Annotated in this window: 16 protein-coding genes; 5 read left to right on the forward strand and 11 right to left on the reverse strand. The window is 71.3% G+C overall.

Annotation, left to right across the window (positions count from 1 at the left end; translation table 11 throughout):
- Positions 1–177 precede the first annotated feature (177 nt).
- The 5 genes from tkt to pgl all read left to right on the forward strand — a co-directional run bounded on the left by tkt (position 178) and on the right by pgl (position 6,995).
- Positions 178–2,277 carry a transketolase gene (gene tkt, locus AB0D10_RS15275; RefSeq protein ID WP_360255874.1) on the forward strand — a complete coding sequence of 700 codons (2,100 nt, stop codon included), beginning with the start codon at positions 178–180 and terminating at the stop codon, positions 2,275–2,277.
- A gap of 87 nt (positions 2,278–2,364) precedes the next feature.
- Positions 2,365–3,507, forward strand: coding sequence for a transaldolase (tal, locus tag AB0D10_RS15280; RefSeq protein WP_360255876.1), 1,143 nt, complete (start codon positions 2,365–2,367; stop codon positions 3,505–3,507).
- Between the two features lie 61 nt (positions 3,508–3,568).
- The gene (zwf, locus tag AB0D10_RS15285) at positions 3,569–5,125 is read left to right on the forward strand and encodes a glucose-6-phosphate dehydrogenase (RefSeq protein WP_360256020.1); all 1,557 of its coding nucleotides are present in this window, start codon (positions 3,569–3,571) and stop codon (positions 5,123–5,125) included.
- Positions 5,122–6,210, forward strand: a complete 1,089-nt coding sequence (gene opcA, locus AB0D10_RS15290; RefSeq protein ID WP_360255878.1) for a glucose-6-phosphate dehydrogenase assembly protein OpcA — start codon at positions 5,122–5,124, stop codon at positions 6,208–6,210. Before zwf ends, opcA begins: the two co-directional genes overlap by 4 nt.
- Entirely contained in the window at positions 6,207–6,995 is a 789-nt protein-coding gene (pgl, locus tag AB0D10_RS15295; RefSeq protein ID WP_360255880.1) for a 6-phosphogluconolactonase, read from the forward strand. Before opcA ends, pgl begins: the two co-directional genes overlap by 4 nt.
- 70 nt (positions 6,996–7,065) lie before the next feature.
- On the opposite strand, the gene AB0D10_RS15300 is transcribed toward pgl, so the two are convergent.
- From AB0D10_RS15300 to uvrA, 11 genes are all read right to left on the reverse strand, one after another.
- Positions 7,066–7,401 (reverse strand): RNA polymerase-binding protein RbpA, encoded by a 336-nt coding sequence (locus AB0D10_RS15300; protein WP_030055963.1) that lies wholly within the window; start codon positions 7,399–7,401, stop codon positions 7,066–7,068.
- A 157-nt stretch (positions 7,402–7,558) separates the two neighbouring features.
- Entirely contained in the window at positions 7,559–7,795 is a 237-nt protein-coding gene (gene secG / locus AB0D10_RS15305) for a preprotein translocase subunit SecG (protein WP_189916417.1), read from the reverse strand.
- Positions 7,796–7,882: 87 nt separating this feature from the next.
- A complete protein-coding gene (tpiA, locus tag AB0D10_RS15310) occupies positions 7,883–8,668 on the reverse strand; it encodes a triose-phosphate isomerase (RefSeq protein ID WP_360255882.1) in 786 nt (261 codons plus the stop codon).
- A 5-nt stretch (positions 8,669–8,673) separates the two neighbouring features.
- Entirely contained in the window at positions 8,674–9,885 is a 1,212-nt protein-coding gene (locus AB0D10_RS15315) for a phosphoglycerate kinase (protein ID WP_360255884.1), read from the reverse strand.
- Positions 9,886–10,037: 152 nt separating this feature from the next.
- Entirely contained in the window at positions 10,038–11,045 is a 1,008-nt protein-coding gene (gap, locus tag AB0D10_RS15320) for a type I glyceraldehyde-3-phosphate dehydrogenase (protein ID WP_360255886.1), read from the reverse strand.
- Between the two features lie 301 nt (positions 11,046–11,346).
- The gene (gene whiA, locus AB0D10_RS15325; RefSeq protein ID WP_030238424.1) at positions 11,347–12,327 is read right to left on the reverse strand and encodes a DNA-binding protein WhiA; all 981 of its coding nucleotides are present in this window, start codon (positions 12,325–12,327) and stop codon (positions 11,347–11,349) included.
- Complete coding sequence (gene yvcK / locus AB0D10_RS15330) at positions 12,318–13,415, reverse strand: uridine diphosphate-N-acetylglucosamine-binding protein YvcK (RefSeq protein WP_360255889.1); 1,098 nt, start codon at positions 13,413–13,415, stop codon at positions 12,318–12,320. Before yvcK ends, whiA begins: the two co-directional genes overlap by 10 nt.
- A 66-nt stretch (positions 13,416–13,481) precedes the next feature.
- Positions 13,482–14,360 (reverse strand): RNase adapter RapZ, encoded by an 879-nt coding sequence (gene rapZ, locus AB0D10_RS15335; protein ID WP_360256023.1) that lies wholly within the window; start codon positions 14,358–14,360, stop codon positions 13,482–13,484.
- Positions 14,361–14,484: 124 nt separating this feature from the next.
- Positions 14,485–16,530 carry an excinuclease ABC subunit UvrC gene (uvrC, locus tag AB0D10_RS15340; protein WP_360255891.1) on the reverse strand — a complete coding sequence of 682 codons (2,046 nt, stop codon included), beginning with the start codon at positions 16,528–16,530 and terminating at the stop codon, positions 14,485–14,487.
- 63 nt (positions 16,531–16,593) lie between these two features.
- On the reverse strand, positions 16,594–17,031 hold the full coding sequence (locus AB0D10_RS15345; RefSeq protein WP_360255894.1) for a Rieske (2Fe-2S) protein: 438 nt from the start codon (positions 17,029–17,031) through the stop codon (positions 16,594–16,596).
- Between the two features lie 117 nt (positions 17,032–17,148).
- Positions 17,149–20,061: an excinuclease ABC subunit UvrA gene (gene uvrA, locus AB0D10_RS15350; RefSeq protein WP_360255897.1), complete on the reverse strand. Its 2,913-nt coding sequence runs from the start codon at positions 20,059–20,061 to the stop codon at positions 17,149–17,151.
- Positions 20,062–20,260: the final 199 nt, after the last annotated feature.

Genomic DNA, 20,260 nt, shown 5'->3' on the forward strand with positions numbered 1-20,260 from the left:
AAATCCCGGTTGTCTCAGCACGGAGGGTGAGCCCCGGCCCGGACGGTAGGCTCGCACGCAGAAGCGGGATCTACCCTCCGTGACCGGCACCACCCAGCGTCGGGACCACAGCGCCGTGGCCGACCCGGTCCCCATTCACGGGGTCACTCTTCAATACGGAAGGAGCCCTGAGACAGGGTGAGCACTGCGCCGACGAACGCATTCGAGTGGACCGATCTGGACGAGCGCACGGTTGACACCGCGCGAGTCCTCGCGATGGACGCTGTCCAGAAGGTCGGCAACGGACACCCCGGGACGGCCATGTCGCTGGCCCCGGCCGCGTACCTGATCTTCCAGCGGTTCCTGCGCCACGACCCGACGGACCCGGCCTGGGTCGGCCGTGACCGCTTCGTCCTCTCCCCCGGGCACACCAGCCTGACCCTCTACACCCAGCTGTACCTGTCGGGCTACGGCCTGGAGCTGGACGACCTCAAGGCCTTCCGCGTCGCCGGCAGCCGCACCCCCGGCCACCCCGAGCACGGCCACACGGCCGGCGTGGAGACCACCACCGGCCCGCTCGGCCAGGGCATCGCCAACGCGGTCGGCATGGCGATGGCCGCCCGCTACGAGCGCGGCCTCTTCGACCCCGAGGCCCCGGCCGGCGCGTCCCCCTTCGACCACACGATCTGGGCCATCGTCTCCGACGGCGACCTGGAGGAGGGCATCTCCGCCGAGGCCTCCTCGCTGGCCGGCCACCAGCAGCTGGGCAACCTGGTCGCGCTCTACGACGACAACCACATCTCGATCGAGGGCGATACCGAGACGGCCTTCTCCGAGGACGTCCTCAAGCGCTACGAGGCGTACGGCTGGCACGTCCAGCGGGTCACCCCGAAGTCCAACGGCGACATCGACGTGGCCGCCCTCGCCGACGCGCTGGCCGCGGCCAAGGCCGAGACCTCCCGCCCGTCGATGATCGCGATGCGCACCATCATCGCCTGGCCGGCCCCGGACGCCCAGAACACCGCCAAGGCCCACGGCTCCGCGCTCGGCGGCGCCGAGATCGCCGCCACCAAGAAGGTCCTGGGCTTCGACCCGGAGAAGACCTTCGAGGTCAGCGACCAGGTCATCCAGCACGCCCGCCTGGTCATCAAGCGCGGCAAGGCCGACCGCGACCAGTGGCAGCAGACCTTCGAGGCCTGGCGCGCCGCCCACCCGCAGCGCGCCGCCGACTTCGACCGGATCACGGCCGGCGAGCTGCCCGAGGGCTGGAAGAAGGCCGTCCCCTCCTTCCCGGCCGGCAAGGACGTCGCCACCCGCAAGGCCTCCGGCGACACCCTCAAGGCGATCGGCGCGGTCATCCCGGAGCTGTGGGGCGGCTCGGCCGACCTCGCCGAGTCCAACCTGACCACCATCGACGAGGACAGCTCCTTCCTCCCCGAGGGCAACCCGCTGAAGTCCGCGAGCCCGTACGGCCGCACGATCCACTTCGGCATCCGCGAGCACGCCATGGGCTCGACCATGAACGGCATCGCCCTGCACGGCAGGACCCGCGTGTACGGCGGCACCTTCCTGGTCTTCGCCGACTACATGCGCCCGGCCGTCCGCCTGGCCGCGCTGATGAAGCTGCCGGTCACCTACGTGTGGACGCACGACTCGATCGGCCTGGGCGAGGACGGCCCGACCCACCAGCCGGTCGAGCACCTGGCCTCGCTGCGCGCCATCCCGGGCCTGGCCATGGTCCGCCCGGCCGACGCCAACGAGACCGCCGTCGCCTGGCGCACGATCGTCGAGCGCCACACCAGCCACCCCGGCCCGGTCGGCCTGGCCCTCACCCGCCAGGGCGTCCCGACCTTCGACCGCGAGGTCTTCGGCTCCGCCGAGGGCACCGCGAAGGGCGGCTACGTCCTGGCCGAGGCCTCCACCGGCGACCCGCAGGTGATCCTGCTCGGCACCGGCTCCGAGGTCCAGCTGGCCGTCAAGGCCCGCGAGGTGCTGGAGGCCGAGGGCATCGCGACCCGCGTGGTCTCGCTGCCGTCCTTCGAGTGGTTCCAGGAGCAGGACCAGGCCTACCGCGACAGCGTGCTGCCGCCGTCGGTCAAGGCCCGGGTGTCGGTCGAGGCCGGCATCGCCCAGGGCTGGCGCGAGCTGGTCGGCGACCACGGCCGGATCGTCTCGCTGGAGCACTTCGGCGCCTCCGCCGACTACAAGGTGCTCTTCGAGGAGTTCGGCATCACCGCCGAGCGCGTGGTGGCCGAGGCCCACAACGCCCTGCGCTCCCTCGAAGCCGTCAACCGCTAGCCGTCCGGGGCCGCGCACCCGCCCGCACGCGGGAGCGCGGCCCCTCCGCCTACCCCACGAAGCAGAAGAACAAGGGACTGAAGCACCATGACTGACGCACTGAAGCGCCTCAGCGACGAAGGCGTTGCGATCTGGCTGGACGACCTCAGCCGCAAGCGGCTGAACTCCGGCAACCTGGCCGAACTGGTGCAGAACAAGCACGTGGTGGGTGTCACCACCAACCCGACCATCTTCCAGAAGGCCATCGCCGGCAGCGGCGACGACTCCTACGACAGCCAGCTGCGCGACCTGGCCGTCCGCAAGGTCACCACCGACGAGGCGATCCGCATGATCACCACGTCCGACGTGCGCGACGCGGCCGACGTGCTGCGCCCGGTGTACGACGCCTCCAACGGCCGCGACGGCCGGGTCTCCATCGAGGTCGACCCGCGCCTGGCGCACGAGACCGCCACCACGGTGGCCGAGGCCAAGCAGCTGTGGTGGCTGGTCGACCGCCCGAACGTCTTCATCAAGATCCCCGCCACCAAGGCCGGCCTGCCCGCGATCAGCGAGGTCATCGGCAAGGGCATCAGCGTCAACGTCACGCTGATCTTCTCGCTGGAGCGCTACAAGGCCGTCATCGACGCCTACCTGACCGGTCTGGAGACCGCCAAGGCCAAGGGCCTGGACCTCTCCCAGATCGAGTCGGTCGCCTCCTTCTTCGTCTCCCGCGTGGACACCGAGATCGACAAGCGCCTGGACAAGGTCGGCGGCGACGCCAGGAACCTGCGGTCCAAGGCCGCCCTGGCCAACGCCCGCCTCGCCTACCAGGCGTACGAGGAGGTCTTCGGCAGCGTCGACGGCAAGACCGCCGGCAACGCCCGCTGGACCGCCCTGGAGGCCGCCGGCGCCAAGCCGCAGCGTCCGCTGTGGGCCTCCACCGGCGTCAAGGACCCGGCCCTGCCGGACACCCTGTACGTCACCGAGCTGGTCGCCCCCGGCACGGTCAACACCATGCCCGAGGCCACCCTGGACGCCACCGGCGACCACGGCGTGGTCACCGGCAACACCATCGTCCCGAACTACGCCGACGCCAAGGCCGTGCTCGACGCGATCGCCGCCGCCGGCGTCGACTACGACGACGTGGTCCAGGTGCTGGAGGACGAGGGCGTCGAGAAGTTCGAGCAGTCCTGGAACGAGCTGCTCGACACCGTCACCGCCTCGCTCGCCTCCTTCGCCGACGAGAAGTGACCCCCGCTCACAGCCAGCGCACGAAAGCGGAGCCCATCAAGTGAGCACTGATTTCCCAGAGTTGACTTCGGAGTCGGACGCGGACGACCTCCCGCCCGCCCCCGTCAACCCGCTTCGTGACCCCTCCGACCGACGGCTCCCGCGCATCGCGGGGCCGTCCGGTCTGGTCATCTTCGGGGTCACCGGCGACCTGTCCCGCAAGAAGCTGATGCCGGCCATCTACGACCTGGCCAACCGCGGTCTGCTTCCGCCGGGCTTCTCCCTCGTCGGCTTCGCCCGCCGCGAGTGGGACGACGAGGACTTCGCCAAGGAGGTCCACGACGCCGTCCGGGACCACGCCCGCACCCCGTTCCGGGAGGAGGTCTGGCAGCAGCTCGCCAAGGGCATGCGCTTCGTCCACGGCACCTTCGACGACGACGACGCCTTCGACAAGCTGCGCGAGACCATCGTGGAGCTGGACAAGGCCCAGGGCACCGGCGGCAACTTCGCCTTCTACCTGTCCGTCCCGCCGAAGTTCTTCCCGACCGTCGTCCAGCAGCTCAAGAAGCACGGCCTGGCCGACCCGCCGCAAGGCTCCTGGCGCCGCGCCGTCATCGAGAAGCCCTTCGGCCACGACCTGGAGAGCGCCCAGGAGCTCAACAAGGTCGTCCACGAGGTCTTCCCCCGGGACGAGGTCTTCCGGATCGACCACTACCTGGGCAAGGAGACGGTCCAGAACATCCTGGCGCTGCGCTTCGCCAACCAGATGTTCGAGCCGATCTGGAACCGGTCGTACGTCGACCACGTGCAGATCACCATGGCCGAGGACATCGGCATCGGCGGCCGGGCCGGCTACTACGACGGGATCGGCTCCGCCCGCGACGTCATCCAGAACCACCTGCTCCAGCTGATGGCGCTCACCGCCATCGAGGAGCCGGCCTCCTTCCATCCCAAGGCGCTGGTCGCCGAGAAGCTCAAGGTGCTCAGCGCCGTGAAGCTCCCGGCCGACCTCGGCCGGCACACCGTGCGCGGCCAGTACGCCTCCGGCTGGCAGGGCGGCGAGGAGGTCCCCGGTTACCTGGACGAGGACGGGATCAACCCCGACTCCAAGACCGACACCTACGCGGCCATCAAGCTGGAGATCAACAACCGCCGCTGGGCGGGCGTCCCGTTCTACCTGCGGACCGGCAAGCGCCTGGGCCGCCGGGTGACCGAGATCGCGGTCGTCTTCCAGCGCGCCCCGTACCTGCCCTTCGACTCCTACGCGACCGAGGAGCTGGGGCAGAACGCCCTGGTCATCCGGGTCCAGCCGGACGAGGGCGTGACGGTGCGGTTCGGCTCCAAGGTGCCGGGCACCTCCTTCGAGGTCCGGGACGTCACGATGGACTTCGCCTACGGCGAGTCCTTCACGGAGTCCAGCCCGGAGGCGTACGAGCGGCTCATCCTCGACGTGCTGCTCGGCGACGCCAACCTGTTCCCGCGCCACCAGGAGGTCGAACTCTCCTGGCAGATCCTCGACCCGATCGAGAAGTACTGGGACACCCACGGCAAGCCCGCCCAGTACGCGGCGGGGACCTGGGGCCCCGTCGAGGCGGACGAGATGCTTGCACGAGACGGCAGGAGCTGGCGCCGGCCATGAAGATCGACCTCACCAACACGACGTCCGGCAAGATCAACGCCGCGCTCATGGAGGCGCGCCGGGCCAGCGGCTCCACCGCCGCCGGCATGGTGCTCACCCTGGTGATCGTGACCGACGAGGGCAGCGCCTACGACGCCCTCAAGGCCGCCAACGACGCCTCCCGCGAGCACCCGATGCGCACCCTCGCGGTGATCAAGAGGGCCGGGCGCTCGCCCCGGGCCCGCGCCGAGACCCGGCTGGACGCCGAGATCCTGGTCGGCTCGGACGCCGGCTCCGGCGAGACCGTCGTCCTGCGCATGCACGGCGAACTCGCCGCGCACGCCCAGTCGGTCGTCCTGCCGCTGCTGCTGCCGGACGCCCCGGTCGTGGTCTGGTGGCCGGACAACGCGCCGCTCCACCCGGCGCAGGACCCGCTGGGCTCGCTCGCCCAGCGCCGGATCACCGACGCCGTCACCGCCGAGTCCCCGGTCGGCCAGCTCGCCCAGCGGGCCCAGAGCTACACCCCGGGCGACACCGACCTGGCCTGGACCCGGATCACCGGCTGGCGCTCGATGCTGGCCGCCGCACTGGACCAGCGGCCGTCCCAGATAGTCTCCGCCGTGGTCGAGGGCGAGTCCTACAACCCCAGCGTCGAGCTGCTCGGCCTGTGGCTGACCAACCGGCTGCACGTGCCGGTCGAGCGGGTCGTCACCGGCGGCCCCGGCATCACCGCGGTGCACCTGCGCACCAAGGAGGGGGAGATCACCCTGGACCGCCCGGACGGTCTGATGGGCACGCTCTCCATGCCCGGTTCGCCGGACCGCCAGGTGGCGCTCAAGCGGCGCGAGACCTCGGAGCTGATCTCCGAGGAACTGCGCCGCCTGGACCCGGACGACATCTACGCGACGGCCGTGCGCACGCCCGTCGACCGCCTGCACGAACCGGCCAACGCCGAGACGGCGGCGGCCGAGCGGGTCGCCCGGGAGGTCTCCGGGGCGGTCGCCGCGGTGACCTCCCCCGACGCGGAGACGGTCACCGCCGACGGGTCGGAGAAGAAGGCCGCGAAGAAGGCCGCCGGCAAGCGCGGGACCAAGGAAGGCGCATGACCAACGCGACCCCGCAGCTGGTCGTCCACCGGGACAAGGAGCTGATGGCCCAGGCGGCCGCGGCCCGGCTGATCACCCGGATCGTGGACGCCCAGGCCGCCCGCGGCACCGCCTCGGTGGTGCTCACCGGCGGCCGCAACGGCAACGCCCTGCTGGCCGCGATCGCCGCCTCCCCGGCGCGCGACGCGGTCGACTGGGGCCGGCTGGACCTCTGGTGGGGCGACGAGCGCTTCGTGCCCGCCGCCGACCCGGACCGCAACGCCGTCCAGGCCCGCGCGGAGCTGCTGGACGCCGTCCCGCTCGACCCGGCGCGGGTGCACGAGATGCCCGCCTCGGACGGGGTGGACGGCTCGGACGTGGAGGCCGCCGCGGCCCGCTACGCGGAGGAGCTGCAGAAGGCGGCCGGGCCGGGCGACCGGCTCGGCGTCCCCGCCTTCGACGTGCTGCTGCTCGGCGTCGGCCCGGACACCCACGTCGCCTCGCTGTTCCCCGAGCACCCGGGCGTTCGGGAGCGGGAGCTGACCGTGATCGGCGTGCGCGGGGCCCCCAAGCCCCCGCCGACCCGGGTCTCGCTCACCCTCCCGGCCATCCGGGCCGCCCGTGAGGTCTGGCTGCTGGCCGCCGGCGAGGACAAGGCGGGCGCGGTCGCGCTGGCCCTGTCCGGCCCCGGCGAGATCCAGGCGCCCGCCTCCGGCGCGTTCGGTCGCAGCCGCACGCTGATGCTGCTGGACCGTGCCGCCGCGGAGCGGATCCCGCCGCAGCTCTACCCGCCGGCCTCGGCCTAGGGGTTCCCGGGAACACCGAAGGGCGCCACCGTCACTCGACGGTGGCGCCCTTCTCGGTTGTCCGGTCGACTCAGATCTCGCCGCGCAGCTTCGCCAGCGCCTCGGCCAGGATCGCCTCGCCGTCGGCGTCGGTGCGCCGCTCACGGACGTAGGCGAGGTGGGTCTTGTACGGCTCGTTGCGCGAGGGCGCCGGCGGGTTGTGCTGGTCCTGCCCCGCCGGGAAGCCGCAGCGCGGGCAGTCCCAGGTGTCCGGGATCGCCGCTTCGGCGGCGAAGCTGGGCCGGGTCTCGTGCTTGTTGGCGCACCAGAAGGAGATCCGGTTGCGCGGGGCGGACTCGCCGCGCTCCGCCTCGCCCATCGGGCCGGCCCCAACCCTGCTGCCACGAATGGCATTGCCACTTGCCACGGTCTGACTCCCTGCGTACTGGTGCGCCGACCCGCCGCGGTGCGCGTCGGTGGCGAAAGTCGTCCTAGTGTAAGCAGGAGTTAAGCCTCCGCCACCACCACCTCCGCACCCGACCGTCCCAGGATAGGCGCTCGGGCGACGGGGCGTCAGGCTTGTGTCAGCTCTTGTACTTCAGCAGCAGGCTGAGCACGATGATGCTGGCGAACCAGCCCAGGCCGACCACGATGGTGATGCGGTCCAGGTTGCGCTCGGCCACCGCCGAGCCGCCGCCGGTGGACATCGCGCCACCACCGAACATGTCCGACAGGCCGCCGCCCTTCCCCTTGTGCAGCAGCACCAGGAGGATCATCAGCAGACTGAAGATGATCAGGGCAATCGAGAACCCGAGAACCACGACGGGACCAACTCTCTCGTATCTTCGGCGAAGGGGCCGGGCCGCGTACGGCGGTCCGGCCCCAAAGCCTACGTTGCTGCGGCGGCGTTAGCCTACTGCCTGCTCACGGTAGCGCACGATCTTGACGAACTCGTCGGCGTCCAGCGAGGCACCGCCGATCAGGCCGCCGTCGATGTCGGGCTTGGCCATCAGGCCGGCCGCGCTCGACGACTTCACCGAACCGCCGTACAGCACACGGACCTTGCCGGCCAGCTCGGCGTCGTACAGCTCGGCGATCCGCTTGCGGATGGCGGCGCAGACCTCCTGCGCGTCCTCCGGGGTGGCCACCTCGCCGGTGCCGATCGCCCAGACCGGCTCGTAGGCGACCACGATCGACTCGGCCTGGTCGGCCGGGACGTCCGCGAGGGCGCCGTCCAGCTGGGCCAGGGTGTGCTCGACGTGGGTGCCCGCCTTGCGGACGTCCAGCGGCTCGCCGATGCACAGGATCGGGGTGATCCCGGCGCGGTAGGCGGCCTTCACCTTGGCGTTGACGATCTCCTCGTTCTCGCCGTGGTACTGCCGGCGCTCCGAGTGGCCGATCACCGCGTAGGTGCACTGGAGCTTGGCCAGCATCGGGCCGGAGACCTCGCCGGTGTAGGCCCCGCCGTCGTGCTGCGAGATGTCCTGCGAGCCGTACTTGATCTTCAGCTTGTCGCCGAAGACCAGGGTCTGCACCGAACGCAGGTCGGTGAACGGCACCAGGACGGCGACCTCGACGGCCTCGTAGTCCTTGTCGGCCAGCGCGAACGCCAGCTTCTGGGTGTGCTGGATGGCCTCAAGGTGGTTGAGGTTCATCTTCCAGTTGCCCGCCATGAGCGGGAGACGGTCGGTCATGTTCGTCAGTCCTCCAGAGCGGCGAGACCGGGAAGGGTCTTGCCCTCCAGGTACTCGAGGCTCGCGCCGCCGCCGGTCGAGATGTGTCCGAAGGCGTTCTCGTCGAAGCCCAGGATGCGGACGGCCGCGGCGGAGTCGCCGCCGCCGACCACGGTGAACGCGTCGCTGTCCAGCAGGCCCTGCGCGACGGCCTTGGTGCCGTTCGCGTAGTCCGGGTGCTCGAAGACGCCCATCGGGCCGTTCCAGAACACCGTGCCGGCGTCGGCCAGCTTGGCCGCGTACAGCTCGCGGGTCTTCGGGCCGATGTCCAGGCCCTCCTTGTCGGCCGGGATCGCGTCCGCGGCGACGAGGTCCGGGTTCGCCGGGGTCTTCCCCTTGAGGTCCGGGAACTCGGCGGAGACCAGGACGTCGACCGGCAGGACGAACTCGACGCCCCGCTTCTCGGCCTCGGCCAGGTACTCCAGGCAGACCGGGATCTGGTCGGCCTGCAGCAGCGAGATGCCGACCTCGTGGCCCTTGGCCTTGAGGAAGGTGTACGCCATGCCGCCGCCGATCAGGATCCGGTCGGCCTTCTTCAGCAGGTTGTCGATCACGCCGAGCTTGTCGGACACCTTGGCGCCGCCGAGCACCACGACGTACGGGCGCCGCACCTCGTCGGTCAGCTTCTTCAGCACGCCGACCTCGGTGGCGATCAGGTCGCCCGCGGCGTGCGGCAGGAGCCCCGGCAGGTCGAACACCGAGGCGTGCTTGCGGTGCACGGCGCCGAAGCCGTCACCGACGTACAGGTCGGCCAGCGCGGCGAGCTGCTCGGCGAAGGCGCGGCGCTCGGCGTCGTCCTTGCTGGTCTCACCGGCGTTGAAGCGCAGGTTCTCCAGCAGCGCGACCTCGCCGTCGCCCAGCGCGGCGACGGTCGCCGCGGCGCTGTCGCCGACGGTGTCGGCGGCGAAGGCGACGTCCTTGCCGAGGATCTCGCCGAGCCGCTTGGCCGCCGGCGCGAGGGAGAACTGCGGGTCCGGCGCGCCCTTGGGGCGGCCGAGGTGCGAGGCGACGACGACCTTCGCGCCGGCCTCCGCCAGCTTTGCGATGGTCGGGGCGACGGCGCGGATCCGGCCGTCGTCGGTGATCGTCTCGCCGTCCAGCGGCACGTTCAGGTCGGCGCGCACGAACACGCGCTTGCCTGCGACACCGGCTTCGATGAGCTCTTCGATGGTCTTCACGGGGATTCGGTTACTCCTGGGGAGATGGTCGATGCGCAGAGGCGGCACGGCGCAGGGGCCGCCTGAGAAGTCCTTGAGCGCGGAGCGAGGGCCCGGTCGGCATGGTGCGCCGTCCGGGCCCTCGCCCCTACATCACGTCAGCTCCCACCGCGTCAGAGCTGCCCACCGACGAGGGTGACCAGGTCGACGACGCGGTTCGAGTAGCCCCACTCGTTGTCGTACCAGCCGAGCACCTTGACCTGGTTGCCCTGGACCATGGTGAGCTGGCTGTCGAAGATGCACGAGGCCGGGTCGTTGACGATGTCCGAGGAGACGATCGGGTCCTCGGTGTAGGCCAGGATGCCCTTGAGCGGACCCTCCTGCGCGGCCTTCTGGAAGGCCGCGTTGACCTCGTCCTTGGTGACCTCGCGCTCCAGCGTGACGACCAGGTCCGTGATGGAACCGGTCGGGACCGGGACGCGCAGCGAGGTGCCGTCCAGCTTGCCCTTCAGCTCCGGCAGGACCAGGGCGGTCGCCTTGGCGGCACCGGTCGAGGTCGGGATGATGTTCTGCGAGGCCGCACGAGCACGGCGCAGGTCCTTGTGCGGGAAGTCCAGGGTCACCTGGTCGTTGGTGAACGCGTGGACGGTGGTCATCAGACCCTTGACGATGCCGAAGCTCTCGTTCAGCACCTTCGCCATCGGCGCCACGCAGTTGGTGGTGCAGGAGGCGTTGGAGATGACGTGGTGGTTGGCGGCGTCGTACTTCTCGTCGTTGACACCCAGGACGATGGTGACGTCCTCGTCGGTGGCGGGGGCCGAGATGATGACCTTCTTGGCACCGGCGGTGAGGTGCTTCTTCGCAGCCTCCGCCTTGGTGAAGATGCCGGTGGACTCGACGACGATGTCGGCGCCCAGGGCGGCCCACGGGAGGTTGGCCGGGTCACGCTCGGCGGTCACCTTGAAGGTGTGGCCGTCGACGGTGATGCTGTCCTCGGTGTGCGAGACCTCGGCCTGGAGGGTACCCAGGGTGGTGTCGTACTTGAGCAGGTGAGCCAGGGTCTTCGTGTCGGTGAGGTCGTTGACACCGACGATCTCGATGTCCGCGCCCTGGGCCTTGACCGCGCGGAAGAAGTTGCGGCCGATGCGGCCGAAGCCGTTGATGCCTACCCGGATCGTCACGAACCGATCTCCTCGTTAGGTACGCCGGGCCGGAGCCCGACGGGGGTGAGATTTGGGAAGTCCCCGACCGCCTATGACCCTACCCCTCCCGGGCCTGGGAGGGCACATCGCGCCGCCTGCTGAGACTGGGCGTGGCGTGCCCCAAACCCGATTTCAGGCCGTCCGCCCTTGGTCCGCCGGGCAGTTGGTCACGGGCCAGTGGTCTCTACCAATTTGGGTGCGCCGGGGACGTCCGGAAACGGCGACGGCCGGCGCCCGGGAAGCCGGGCGCCGGCCGTGTCTCGATCACGGACGGTGAGCGTCAGTTCATCGCCATCTCGTCGGTCAGGCTGGCCTCGGTGCTCGGCAGGCCGAGCTCGGAGGCGCGCTTGTCGGCCATCGCCAGCAGGCGGCGGATCCGGCCGGCCACCGCGTCCTTGGTCAGCGGCGGGTCGGCGAGCGCGCCCAACTCCTCCAGCGAGGCCTGCTTGTGCTGCATCCGCAGCTGGCCGGCCGCGGCCAGGTGCTCGGGCACCTCCTCGCCGAGGATCTCCAGCGCGCGCTGCACCCGGGCGCCGGCCGCCACCGCGGCGCGGGCCGAGCGGCGCAGGTTGGCGTCGTCGAAGTTGGCGAGCCGGTTCGCGGTGGCCCGCACCTCGCGCCGCATCCGGCGCTCCTCCCAGGCGAGCACCGACTCGTGGGCGCCGAGGCGGGTCAGCAGCGCGCCGATGGCGTCACCGTCGCGGATGACCACCCGGTCCACGCCGCGCACCTCGCGGGCCTTGGCCGGGATGCCGAGCCGGCGGGCCGCGCCGACCAGCGCCAGCGCCGCCTCGGAACCGGGGCAGGTGATCTCCAGCGAGGAGGAGCGGCCCGGCTCGGTCAGCGAGCCGTGCGCGAGGAACGCACCACGCCAGGCCGCCTCGGCGTCGCAGGTGGCGCCGGAGACCACCGCCGGGGGCAGGCCGCGGATCGGGCGCCCGCGGCCGTCGACCAGACCGGTCTGGCGCGCGAGCAGCTCGCCGTCCTTGACCACGCGGACCACGAAGCGGCTGCCGCGGCGCAGCCCGCCGGGGGCCATCACCACGAGGTCGGAGGAGTGCCCGAAGATCTCCAGGAGGTCCTTGCGCAGCCGCCGTGCCGCCGCCCCGGTGTCCAGCTCCGCCTCGATCACGATGCGGCCGCTCACGATGTGCAGTCCGCCCGCGAACCGCAGGATCGCCGACACCTCCGCCTTGCGGCAGCAGGCCCGGGTGACCGGGAGCCGGCTGATCTCGTCCTTCACCGCTGGAGTCATCGCCATGGCCCGATCCTTCCATGTGTCCGGAAAATCCGGTCGTACGCTGCTGCCAACAGCTCGGGGTCGTGTCGCGGCGTGCCGTCGGTGCGGGCCACCGAGCCGAGCACCAGGGCGGCGCCCATCCGCTCGGCGGCCTTCTCCAGACCGGCGAGGTCCGCCTGGCCGAAGGCGCCGCCGGTGACGGCGCGCTCGTCCACCAGGATCGCATCCACCGCGAGCTCCGGGGCGTGGTCGGCGATGACCTCCAGGTGACGCTGCGGGGTGAAGCCCTCGGTCTCGCCGGGCTGGGGAGCCAGGTTCAGGGTGAGCAGACGGCGGGCGCGGGTCTCGGTGAGCGCCTTGGCCAGCTCGGGCACCAGCAGGTGCGGCAGCACGCTGGTGAACCAGGAGCCGGGGCCGAGCACCACCCAGTCCGCCTCCCGGACGGCGGTCACCGCCTCCGGGACGGCCGGCGGCCCGTCCGGCAGCAGCCGGATCGACTGCACGGTGCCGGGGGTGACCGCGACGTTCGCCTGGCCGCGGACCGCCGACACCTCGCCGGGCAGCTCCGGGTCGTGACCGCGGACGGTCGCCTCGATGTCCAGCGGCACCGCCGACATCGGCAGTACCCGGCCCTGGACGTTGAGCAGCCGGCCGACCCAGTCCAGTGCCTCCACCGGGTCGCCCAGCTTCTCCCAGAGCGCGACGATCAGCAGGTTGCCGACGGCGTGGCCGCCGAGCTCCCCGTTGCCGGTGAAGCGCTGCTGGATCACCTCGGACCAGGTGCGGCCCCAGTCGTCGTCCCCGCACAGCGCGGCCAGCGCCTTGCGCAGGTCGCCCGGCGGCAGCACACCCAGCTCGGTCCGCAGCCGCCCGCTGGAGCCGCCGTCGTCGGCGACGGTGACCACGGCGGTCAGGTCGCTGGTGAGGCGGCGCAGCGCGGACAGCGAGGCGGACAGCCCCTGCCCGCCCCCCAGCGCGGTGATCCGGGGGGCCGGGTTCGTCCGGGCGGGACTGCTGCGCGGACGGCTCGGCGCCGGGGGCCGGGCCGGGCTTCCCACCCGGTCACCGGTCCTGCTCTGCGGCTGTCGCCCGGGCACATATCCCGCCACACATCACCTCGCGTTCCTCGGCCCCGCCACCGGCTCCGCCGGCGGGCCCGGCAGGGAAGGCGGCGGTTACTCCCGTCCCATGTCACGGTGGACGAGCACCGTCTCGACTCCGTCGGCGATGAGACGCTTGGTCAGACGCTCGGACATGGCGACGCTTCGGTGCTTGCCACCGGTGCAGCCTACGGCAAGCGTCATGTAGCGCTTCCCCTCGCGCCGGTACCCCTCGGTCACGATGCGCAGCAGCTCGGTGTAACCGTCCAGGAACTCGTTGGCCCCGGGCTGCTGGAACACGTAGTCGGCGACGTCCGCGTCGGTGCCGGTGCGGGCGCGCAGCTCGGGCACCCAGTGCGGGTTCGGCAGGAAGCGGCAGTCCACCACGAGGTCGGCGTCGACCGGCAGGCCGTACTTGAAGCCGAAGGACATCACCGTGGCGCGCAGCTCGGGTTCGTCGTGGTCGGCGAACTGGGCGTCCAGCTTGGCGCGCAGCTGGTGCACGTTGAGGTTGGAGGTGTCGATCACCAGGTCGGCCTCGCCGCGCAGGTCGCGCAGCAGGTCGCGCTCCTGGGCGATGCCGTCCACGATCCGGCCGTCGGCCTGCAGCGGGTGCGGGCGGCGGACGCTCTCGAAGCGGCGCACCAGCGCCTCGTCGGAGGAGTCCAGGAAGACGACCCGGAGCCGGACTCCGCGCTTCTCCAGCTCGTCCAGCGAGGTGAGCAGGTCGTCGAAGAACTGGCGGCCCCGGACGTCGACGACCACGCCGATCCGGGCGACGTTGCCCTGGGACCGGGCGCCCAGGTCGACCATGGTCGGGATCAGGGCCGGCGGCAGGTTGTCCACCACGAACCAGCCGAGGTCCTCCAGGCACTTGGCGGCGGTGGAGCGGCCGGCTCCGGACATGCCGGAGATGATCACCAGCTCCGGCGCGTTCTCGGCCACGTCTGACACGGTCACTTCGGTTCCCCGCTCTCGGTCTTCCTACTGGGGAGAACGCGCACGGCGCGGCCGCCCTTCCCCGGCCCGGGCAGGCGGGCGGGGCCGGGGCACACCGGCTGACGGGCGGCGTCGGCCGTCATGGCGTCTCCTGGGATGGTGCGGTCTGGGGTGCTGCTGCCACCGGCTCGGCGGCCTGTTCGGCCCCGTCCTCGATGATCTCGCCGGTCGCGGTGTTGACCGCGGGTGCGGCGGGTGTACGGGACGACAACGCCGCCGCAACAGTCTCCGCGGTGCGGCGTCCGATGCCGGGTACCGCGCAGAGCTCGTCCACGGTGGCGGCCCGGAGCTTCTTCAGCGAGCCGAAGTGCTTGAGCAGCGCCTGGCGGCGAGTCTCGCCGAGGCCCGGGACGGAGTCCAGTTCCCCGGCGGTGAGTCGCTTGGAACGCTTGCTGCGCTGGTAGCCGATCGCGAAGCGGTGGGCCTCGTCGCGCACCCGCTGGAGCAGGTAGAGGCCCTCGCTGGAGCGGGGCAGCACCACCGGGTCGTCCTCGCCGGGCAGCCAGACCTCCTCCAGCCGCTTGGCCAGGCCGCACAGCGCGACGTCGTCGATGCCGAGTTCGTCCAGGGCGCGCTTGGCGGCGGCGACCTGTGGCTGGCCGCCGTCGACCACCAGGAGCTGTGGCGGGTAGGCGAACCGCTTGGGGCGGCCCTCCTCGTCCCGCGCCGCGCCGCCAGGCCCGGCCGTGTCCGGGTCCTCCGCCTCCGGGACGGCCCACTCGCCGGTCTGCTCGCGCTCCCGGAGGTAGCGGCGGAAGCGGCGGCCGATCACCTCGTGCATCGAGCGGACGTCGTCCTGGCCCTCGAAACCCTTGATCTGGAAGCGCCGGTACTCGCTCTTGCGGGCCAGGCCGTCCTCGAAGACGACCATGGAGGCGACCACGTCCTCGCCCTGCAGGTGGGAGATGTCGTAGCACTCGATGCGCAGCGGGACGGAGTCCAGCTCCAGCGCGTCGGCGATCTCCTGCAGGGCGCGGCTGCGGGTGGTGAGGTCGGAGGCGCGCTTGGTCTTGTGCAGTGCGAGCGCCTGCTGGGCGTTGCGCTGCACCGTGGCCATCAGGTCCTTCTTGTCGCCGCGCTGCGGGATCCGCAGGTCGACCTGGCTGCCGCGCAGGCCGGCCAGCCACTCCCGCACCGGCTCGACCGGTTCGGGTAGCGCCGGGACCAGCACCTCGCGCGGGACGGACTCGCCGCCGCCGTAGAGCTGCTGCAGGGCGTGCTCGACCAGGCCGGCGGTGTCGACGTCCTCGACCTTGTCGGTGACCCAGCCGCGCTGGCCGCGCACCCGGCCGCCGCGGACGTGGAAGATCTGCACGGCGGCTTCGAGTTCGTCCTCGGCAACGGCCAGCAGGTCGGCGTCGGTGGCGTCGGCGAGCACGATCGCGTTCTTCTCCATCGCGCGCTTGAGGGCGCCGATGTCGTCGCGCAGCCGGGCCGCCTTCTCGTACTCCAGGTCGGCCGCGGCCTCCTGCATCTGCTCTTCCAGCCGGCGCAGGTAGTTGCCGGTGCGCCCGGCCATGAAGTCGCAGAAGTCCTCGGCCAGTGCCCGGTGTTCGACCGCCGACACCTTGCCGACGCAGGGCGCGGCGCACTTGCCGATGTAGCCGAGCAGGCAGGGCCGGCCGACCTGCCGGGCGCGCTTGAACACCCCGTTGGAGCAGGTGCGGACGGGGAAGACGCGCAGCATCAGGTCGACCGTCTCGCGGATCGCCCAGGCGTGCCCGTACGGGCCGAAGTAGCGCACGCCCTTCTTGTGCGCCCCGCGCATCACCTGGACCCGCGGGAACTCCTCGTCGAGGGTGACGGCGAGTTCCGGATAGCTCTTGTCGTCGCGGTACTTGACGTTGAACCGCGGGTCGAACTCCTTGATCCAGGAGTACTCCAGCTGAAGCGCCTCGACCTCGGTACCCACCACGGTCCACTCCACCGAGGCGGCGGTGGTGACCATGGTCGCGGTGCGCGGGTGCAGGCCCGCCAGGTCCTGGAAGTAGGACGACAGGCGCGGCCGCAGGCTCTTGGCCTTGCCGACGTAGATGACCCGGCCGTGGGCGTCGCGGAACTTGTAGACGCCCGGGGAGGCCGGGATCGCGCCGGGCGCCGGGCGGTAGGTGCTCGGGTCAGCCATGGGTCCACCGTACCGAGTGGGGACGGGGCTGCGGGAGGATGATCGACTGGGAGGTCAACTGCTTCAGCTCGGGGTCACCTTGAGGTTCCCGCCCTCGACCGTGACGGTGTAGGCGGGCAGCGGGGAGGGGGCCGGGCCGTCCTGCACGGCGCCGTCGGCGATGCCGAACCGGCTGCCGTGGCAGGGGCACTGGATCTGCTGGTTCTTCACCTGGTCCACGATGCAGCCGGCGTGGGTGCACTTGGCGCTGAACGCCTTGTACTGGCCCGCGGCCGGCTGGGTCACCACGATCTTCTGCTCGCGGAACACCGTGCCGCCGCCCTCGGGCACGGCCGAGGCCGGGCCGAGGTCCACCGGGCCCTTGGGGGTGCTGCCGGCGCCCGAGGAGGAGGAGCCGCAGCCGGAGACCGCCACGGTGCCGCCGACCGCCAGGACGGCCGCCGCTCCGCAGAGCAGCGTGCGGCGGGAGGCGGTGGGGCTGCTCTCGGGGGCCTCGGACATCGGTGCGCTCCTACGGTTGCTGCTGCTGCGAGGGACCACGGAAGTCTATGCCGCGCGCGCCCCGCCGCCCCCTGGGCTCCCGGACGGCGGGAGCTGCGGGGGCGGCGGGGCGGCCGGTCACTTCTTGGCGGCGGCGCGCTTGCGCGGTGCCGCCTTCTTCGCCACCGCGGCCACCGGGGCGTCCGCGAAGCCGTCCGGCAGGATGTCCCGCAGGAACTTGCCGGTGTGGCTCTCCGGGACGGCGGCGATCTGCTCGGGGGTGCCCTCGGCGACCACCGTGCCGCCGCCGGAGCCGCCCTCGGGGCCCATGTCGACGACCCAGTCGGCGGTCTTGATCACATCGAGGTTGTGCTCGATGACGATCACCGTGTTGCCCTTGTCCACCAGCCCGCTGAGCACCTTGATCAGCTTGCTGATGTCCTCGAAGTGGAGGCCGGTGGTCGGCTCGTCCAGGACGTAGACCGTCCGCCCGGTGGAGCGCTTCTGCAGCTCCGAGGCGAGCTTGACGCGCTGCGCCTCGCCGCCGGAGAGCGTCGGCGCGGACTGGCCGAGCCGGACGTAGCCGAGGCCGACGTCATTGAGCGTCCTGAGGTGCCGGGCGATCGCCGGGACGGCCTCGAAGAAGTCCAGCGCCTCCTCGATCGGCATGTCCAGCACCTCGGCGATGGACTTGCCCTTGTAGTGCACCTCCAGCGTCTCCCGGTTGTACCGGGCGCCGTGGCAGACCTCGCACGGCACGTAGACGTCCGGCAGGAAGTTCATCTCGATCTTGATGGTGCCGTCGCCGGAGCAGTTCTCGCAGCGGCCGCCCTTGACGTTGAACGAGAACCGGCCGGGCAGGTAGCCGCGGACCTTGGCCTCCTGCGTCTCGGCGAAGAGCCGGCGGACGTGGTCGAACACCCCGGTGTAGGTGGCCGGGTTGGAACGCGGCGTGCGGCCGATCGGCGACTGGTCGACGTGCACCACCTTGTCCACCTGGTCGGTGCCGGTGATCCGGGTGTGCCGGCCGGGCACGCTGCGGGCGCCGTTCAGCTCCCGCGCGAGGTGGGTGTAGAGGATGTCGTTGACCAGCGTCGACTTGCCGGAGCCGGAGACGCCGGTGATCGCGGTGAAGGTGCCGAGCGGGAAGCCGACCGTGACGTCCTTGAGGTTGTGCTCGCGGGCGCCGTGGACCGTCAGCTGGCGCTTCTTGTCCCGCTCGCGGCGGGTGGCCGGGATCGGGATGGACCGCTTGCCGGAGAGGTACTGGCCGGTCAGCGACTCCTTGTTGGCGAGCAGCTGCTTCAGCGAACCGGAGTGCACCACCTTGCCGCCGTGCTCGCCGGCGCCCGGGCCGATGTCGACCACCCAGTCCGCGGTCTTGATGGTGTCCTCGTCGTGCTCGACCACGATCAGGGTGTTGCCGATGTCGCGCAGCCGCACCAGCGTCTCGATCAGCCGGTGGTTGTCCCGCTGGTGCAGGCCGATGGACGGCTCGTCCAGCACGTAGAGCACGCCGACCAGGCCGGAGCCGATCTGGGTGGCCAGCCGGATGCGCTGGGCCTCGCCGCCGGACAGGGTGCCGGCCGCGCGGTCGAGCGAGAGGTAGTCCAGGCCGACGTCGACCAGGAAGCGCAGCCGCTCGTTGACCTCCTTGAGGACCCGCTCGGCGATCTGCTTGTCCCGGGCGTTGAGCTTCATCGCGCCGAGGAACTCGGAGCAGTCGCTGATCGACATCGAGGAGACGTCGGCGATCGACTTGTCCTGGACGGTGACCGCGAGCACCACCGGCTTGAGCCGGGTGCCCTTGCACGTCGGGCAGGGCACCTCGCGCATGTAGCCCTCGAAGCGCTCGCGGCTGCTGTCGCTCTCCGCCTCGGTGTGCCGGCGCTGGATGAACGGGACGGCGCCCTCGAAGCCCGTGCTGTAGGAGCGCTCGCGACCGAAGCGGTTGCGGTAGCGGACCTCCACCTGGTGCTTGTGCCCGTACATCAGCGCCTTCTTGGCGCGGGCGGGCAGCCCGGCCCAGGGGATGTCGGTGCGGAAGCCCAGCTCCCCGGCGAGCGCGTCGATCAGGCGCTGGAAGTACTCCTTGGCGTGCCCGGCCGACCACGGGTGGATCGCGCCCTCGTCCAGCGAGCGCTCGACGTCCGGCACGACCAGCTCCGGGTCGACCTCCATCCGGTTGCCCAGGCCCGAACAGTCCGGGCAGGCGCCGAACGGTGAGTTGAAGGAGAACGAGCGCGGCTCCAGCTCCTCGAACGACACGTCGTCGTACGGGCAGTAGAGGTGCTCGGAGTACATCCGCTCGCGCTCCGCGTCCCCCTCGGGGAGGTCCACGAAGTCGAGCACGACCATGCCGCCGGACAGCCGCAGGGCCGTCTCCACCGAATCGGTGAGGCGCCGCTTGGCGCTCTCCTTGACGGTCAGGCGGTCGATGACCACCTCGACGGTGTGCTTCTCCTGCTTCTTGAGCTTCGGCGGCTCGGCGAGCTGGATCGTCTCGCCGTCCACCCGGGCCCGGGAGTAGCCCTTGGACTGCAGGTCGGCGAAGAGGTCGACGAACTCGCCCTTGCGCTCGCGCACCACCGGGCTGAGCACCTGGAACCGGGTGCCCTCGGCGAGTGCGAGCACCTTGTCCACGACCGCCTGCGGCGACTGCTTGGCGATCGGGCGGCCGCAGTGCGGACAGTGGGGCTTGCCGATCCGGGCGAACAGCAGGCGCAGGTAGTCGTAGACCTCGGTGATGGTGCCGACGGTCGAACGGGGGTTGCGGTTGGTGGACTTCTGATCGATCGAGACGGCCGGAGAGAGGCCCTCGATGAAGTCCACGTCGGGCTTGTCCATCTGCCCGAGGAACTGACGGGCGTAGGAGGACAGCGACTCGACGTAGCGGCGCTGGCCCTCGGCGAAGATCGTGTCGAAGGCGAGCGAGGACTTGCCGGAGCCGGAGAGGCCCGTGAAGACGATGAGGGAGTCGCGGGGCAGGTCGAGCGAGACGTTCTTGAGGTTGTGCTCGCGAGCACCGCGGACGATGAGGCGGTCGGCCACTGCTTCTGGCGCCTTTCTCCGGGGCGAGAGGGCTTGCGGTGAGATTCGGTACTTCTTCCAGGATGCGGCAGCCAGCCTATAGCTCAGACGTTCGAATCTCGACTCTGTCCAGTGGAGACCACCCGAACGAGTGAGGACCGGAGCGGGACGGTCCGCACCCGCACCGTGCGGGTACCGAAAAACCCGCTGCTCAGGGCCC

It is taken from the genome of Kitasatospora sp. NPDC048545 (assembly GCF_040651155.1).
GTDB lineage: Bacteria > Actinomycetota > Actinomycetes > Streptomycetales > Streptomycetaceae > Kitasatospora.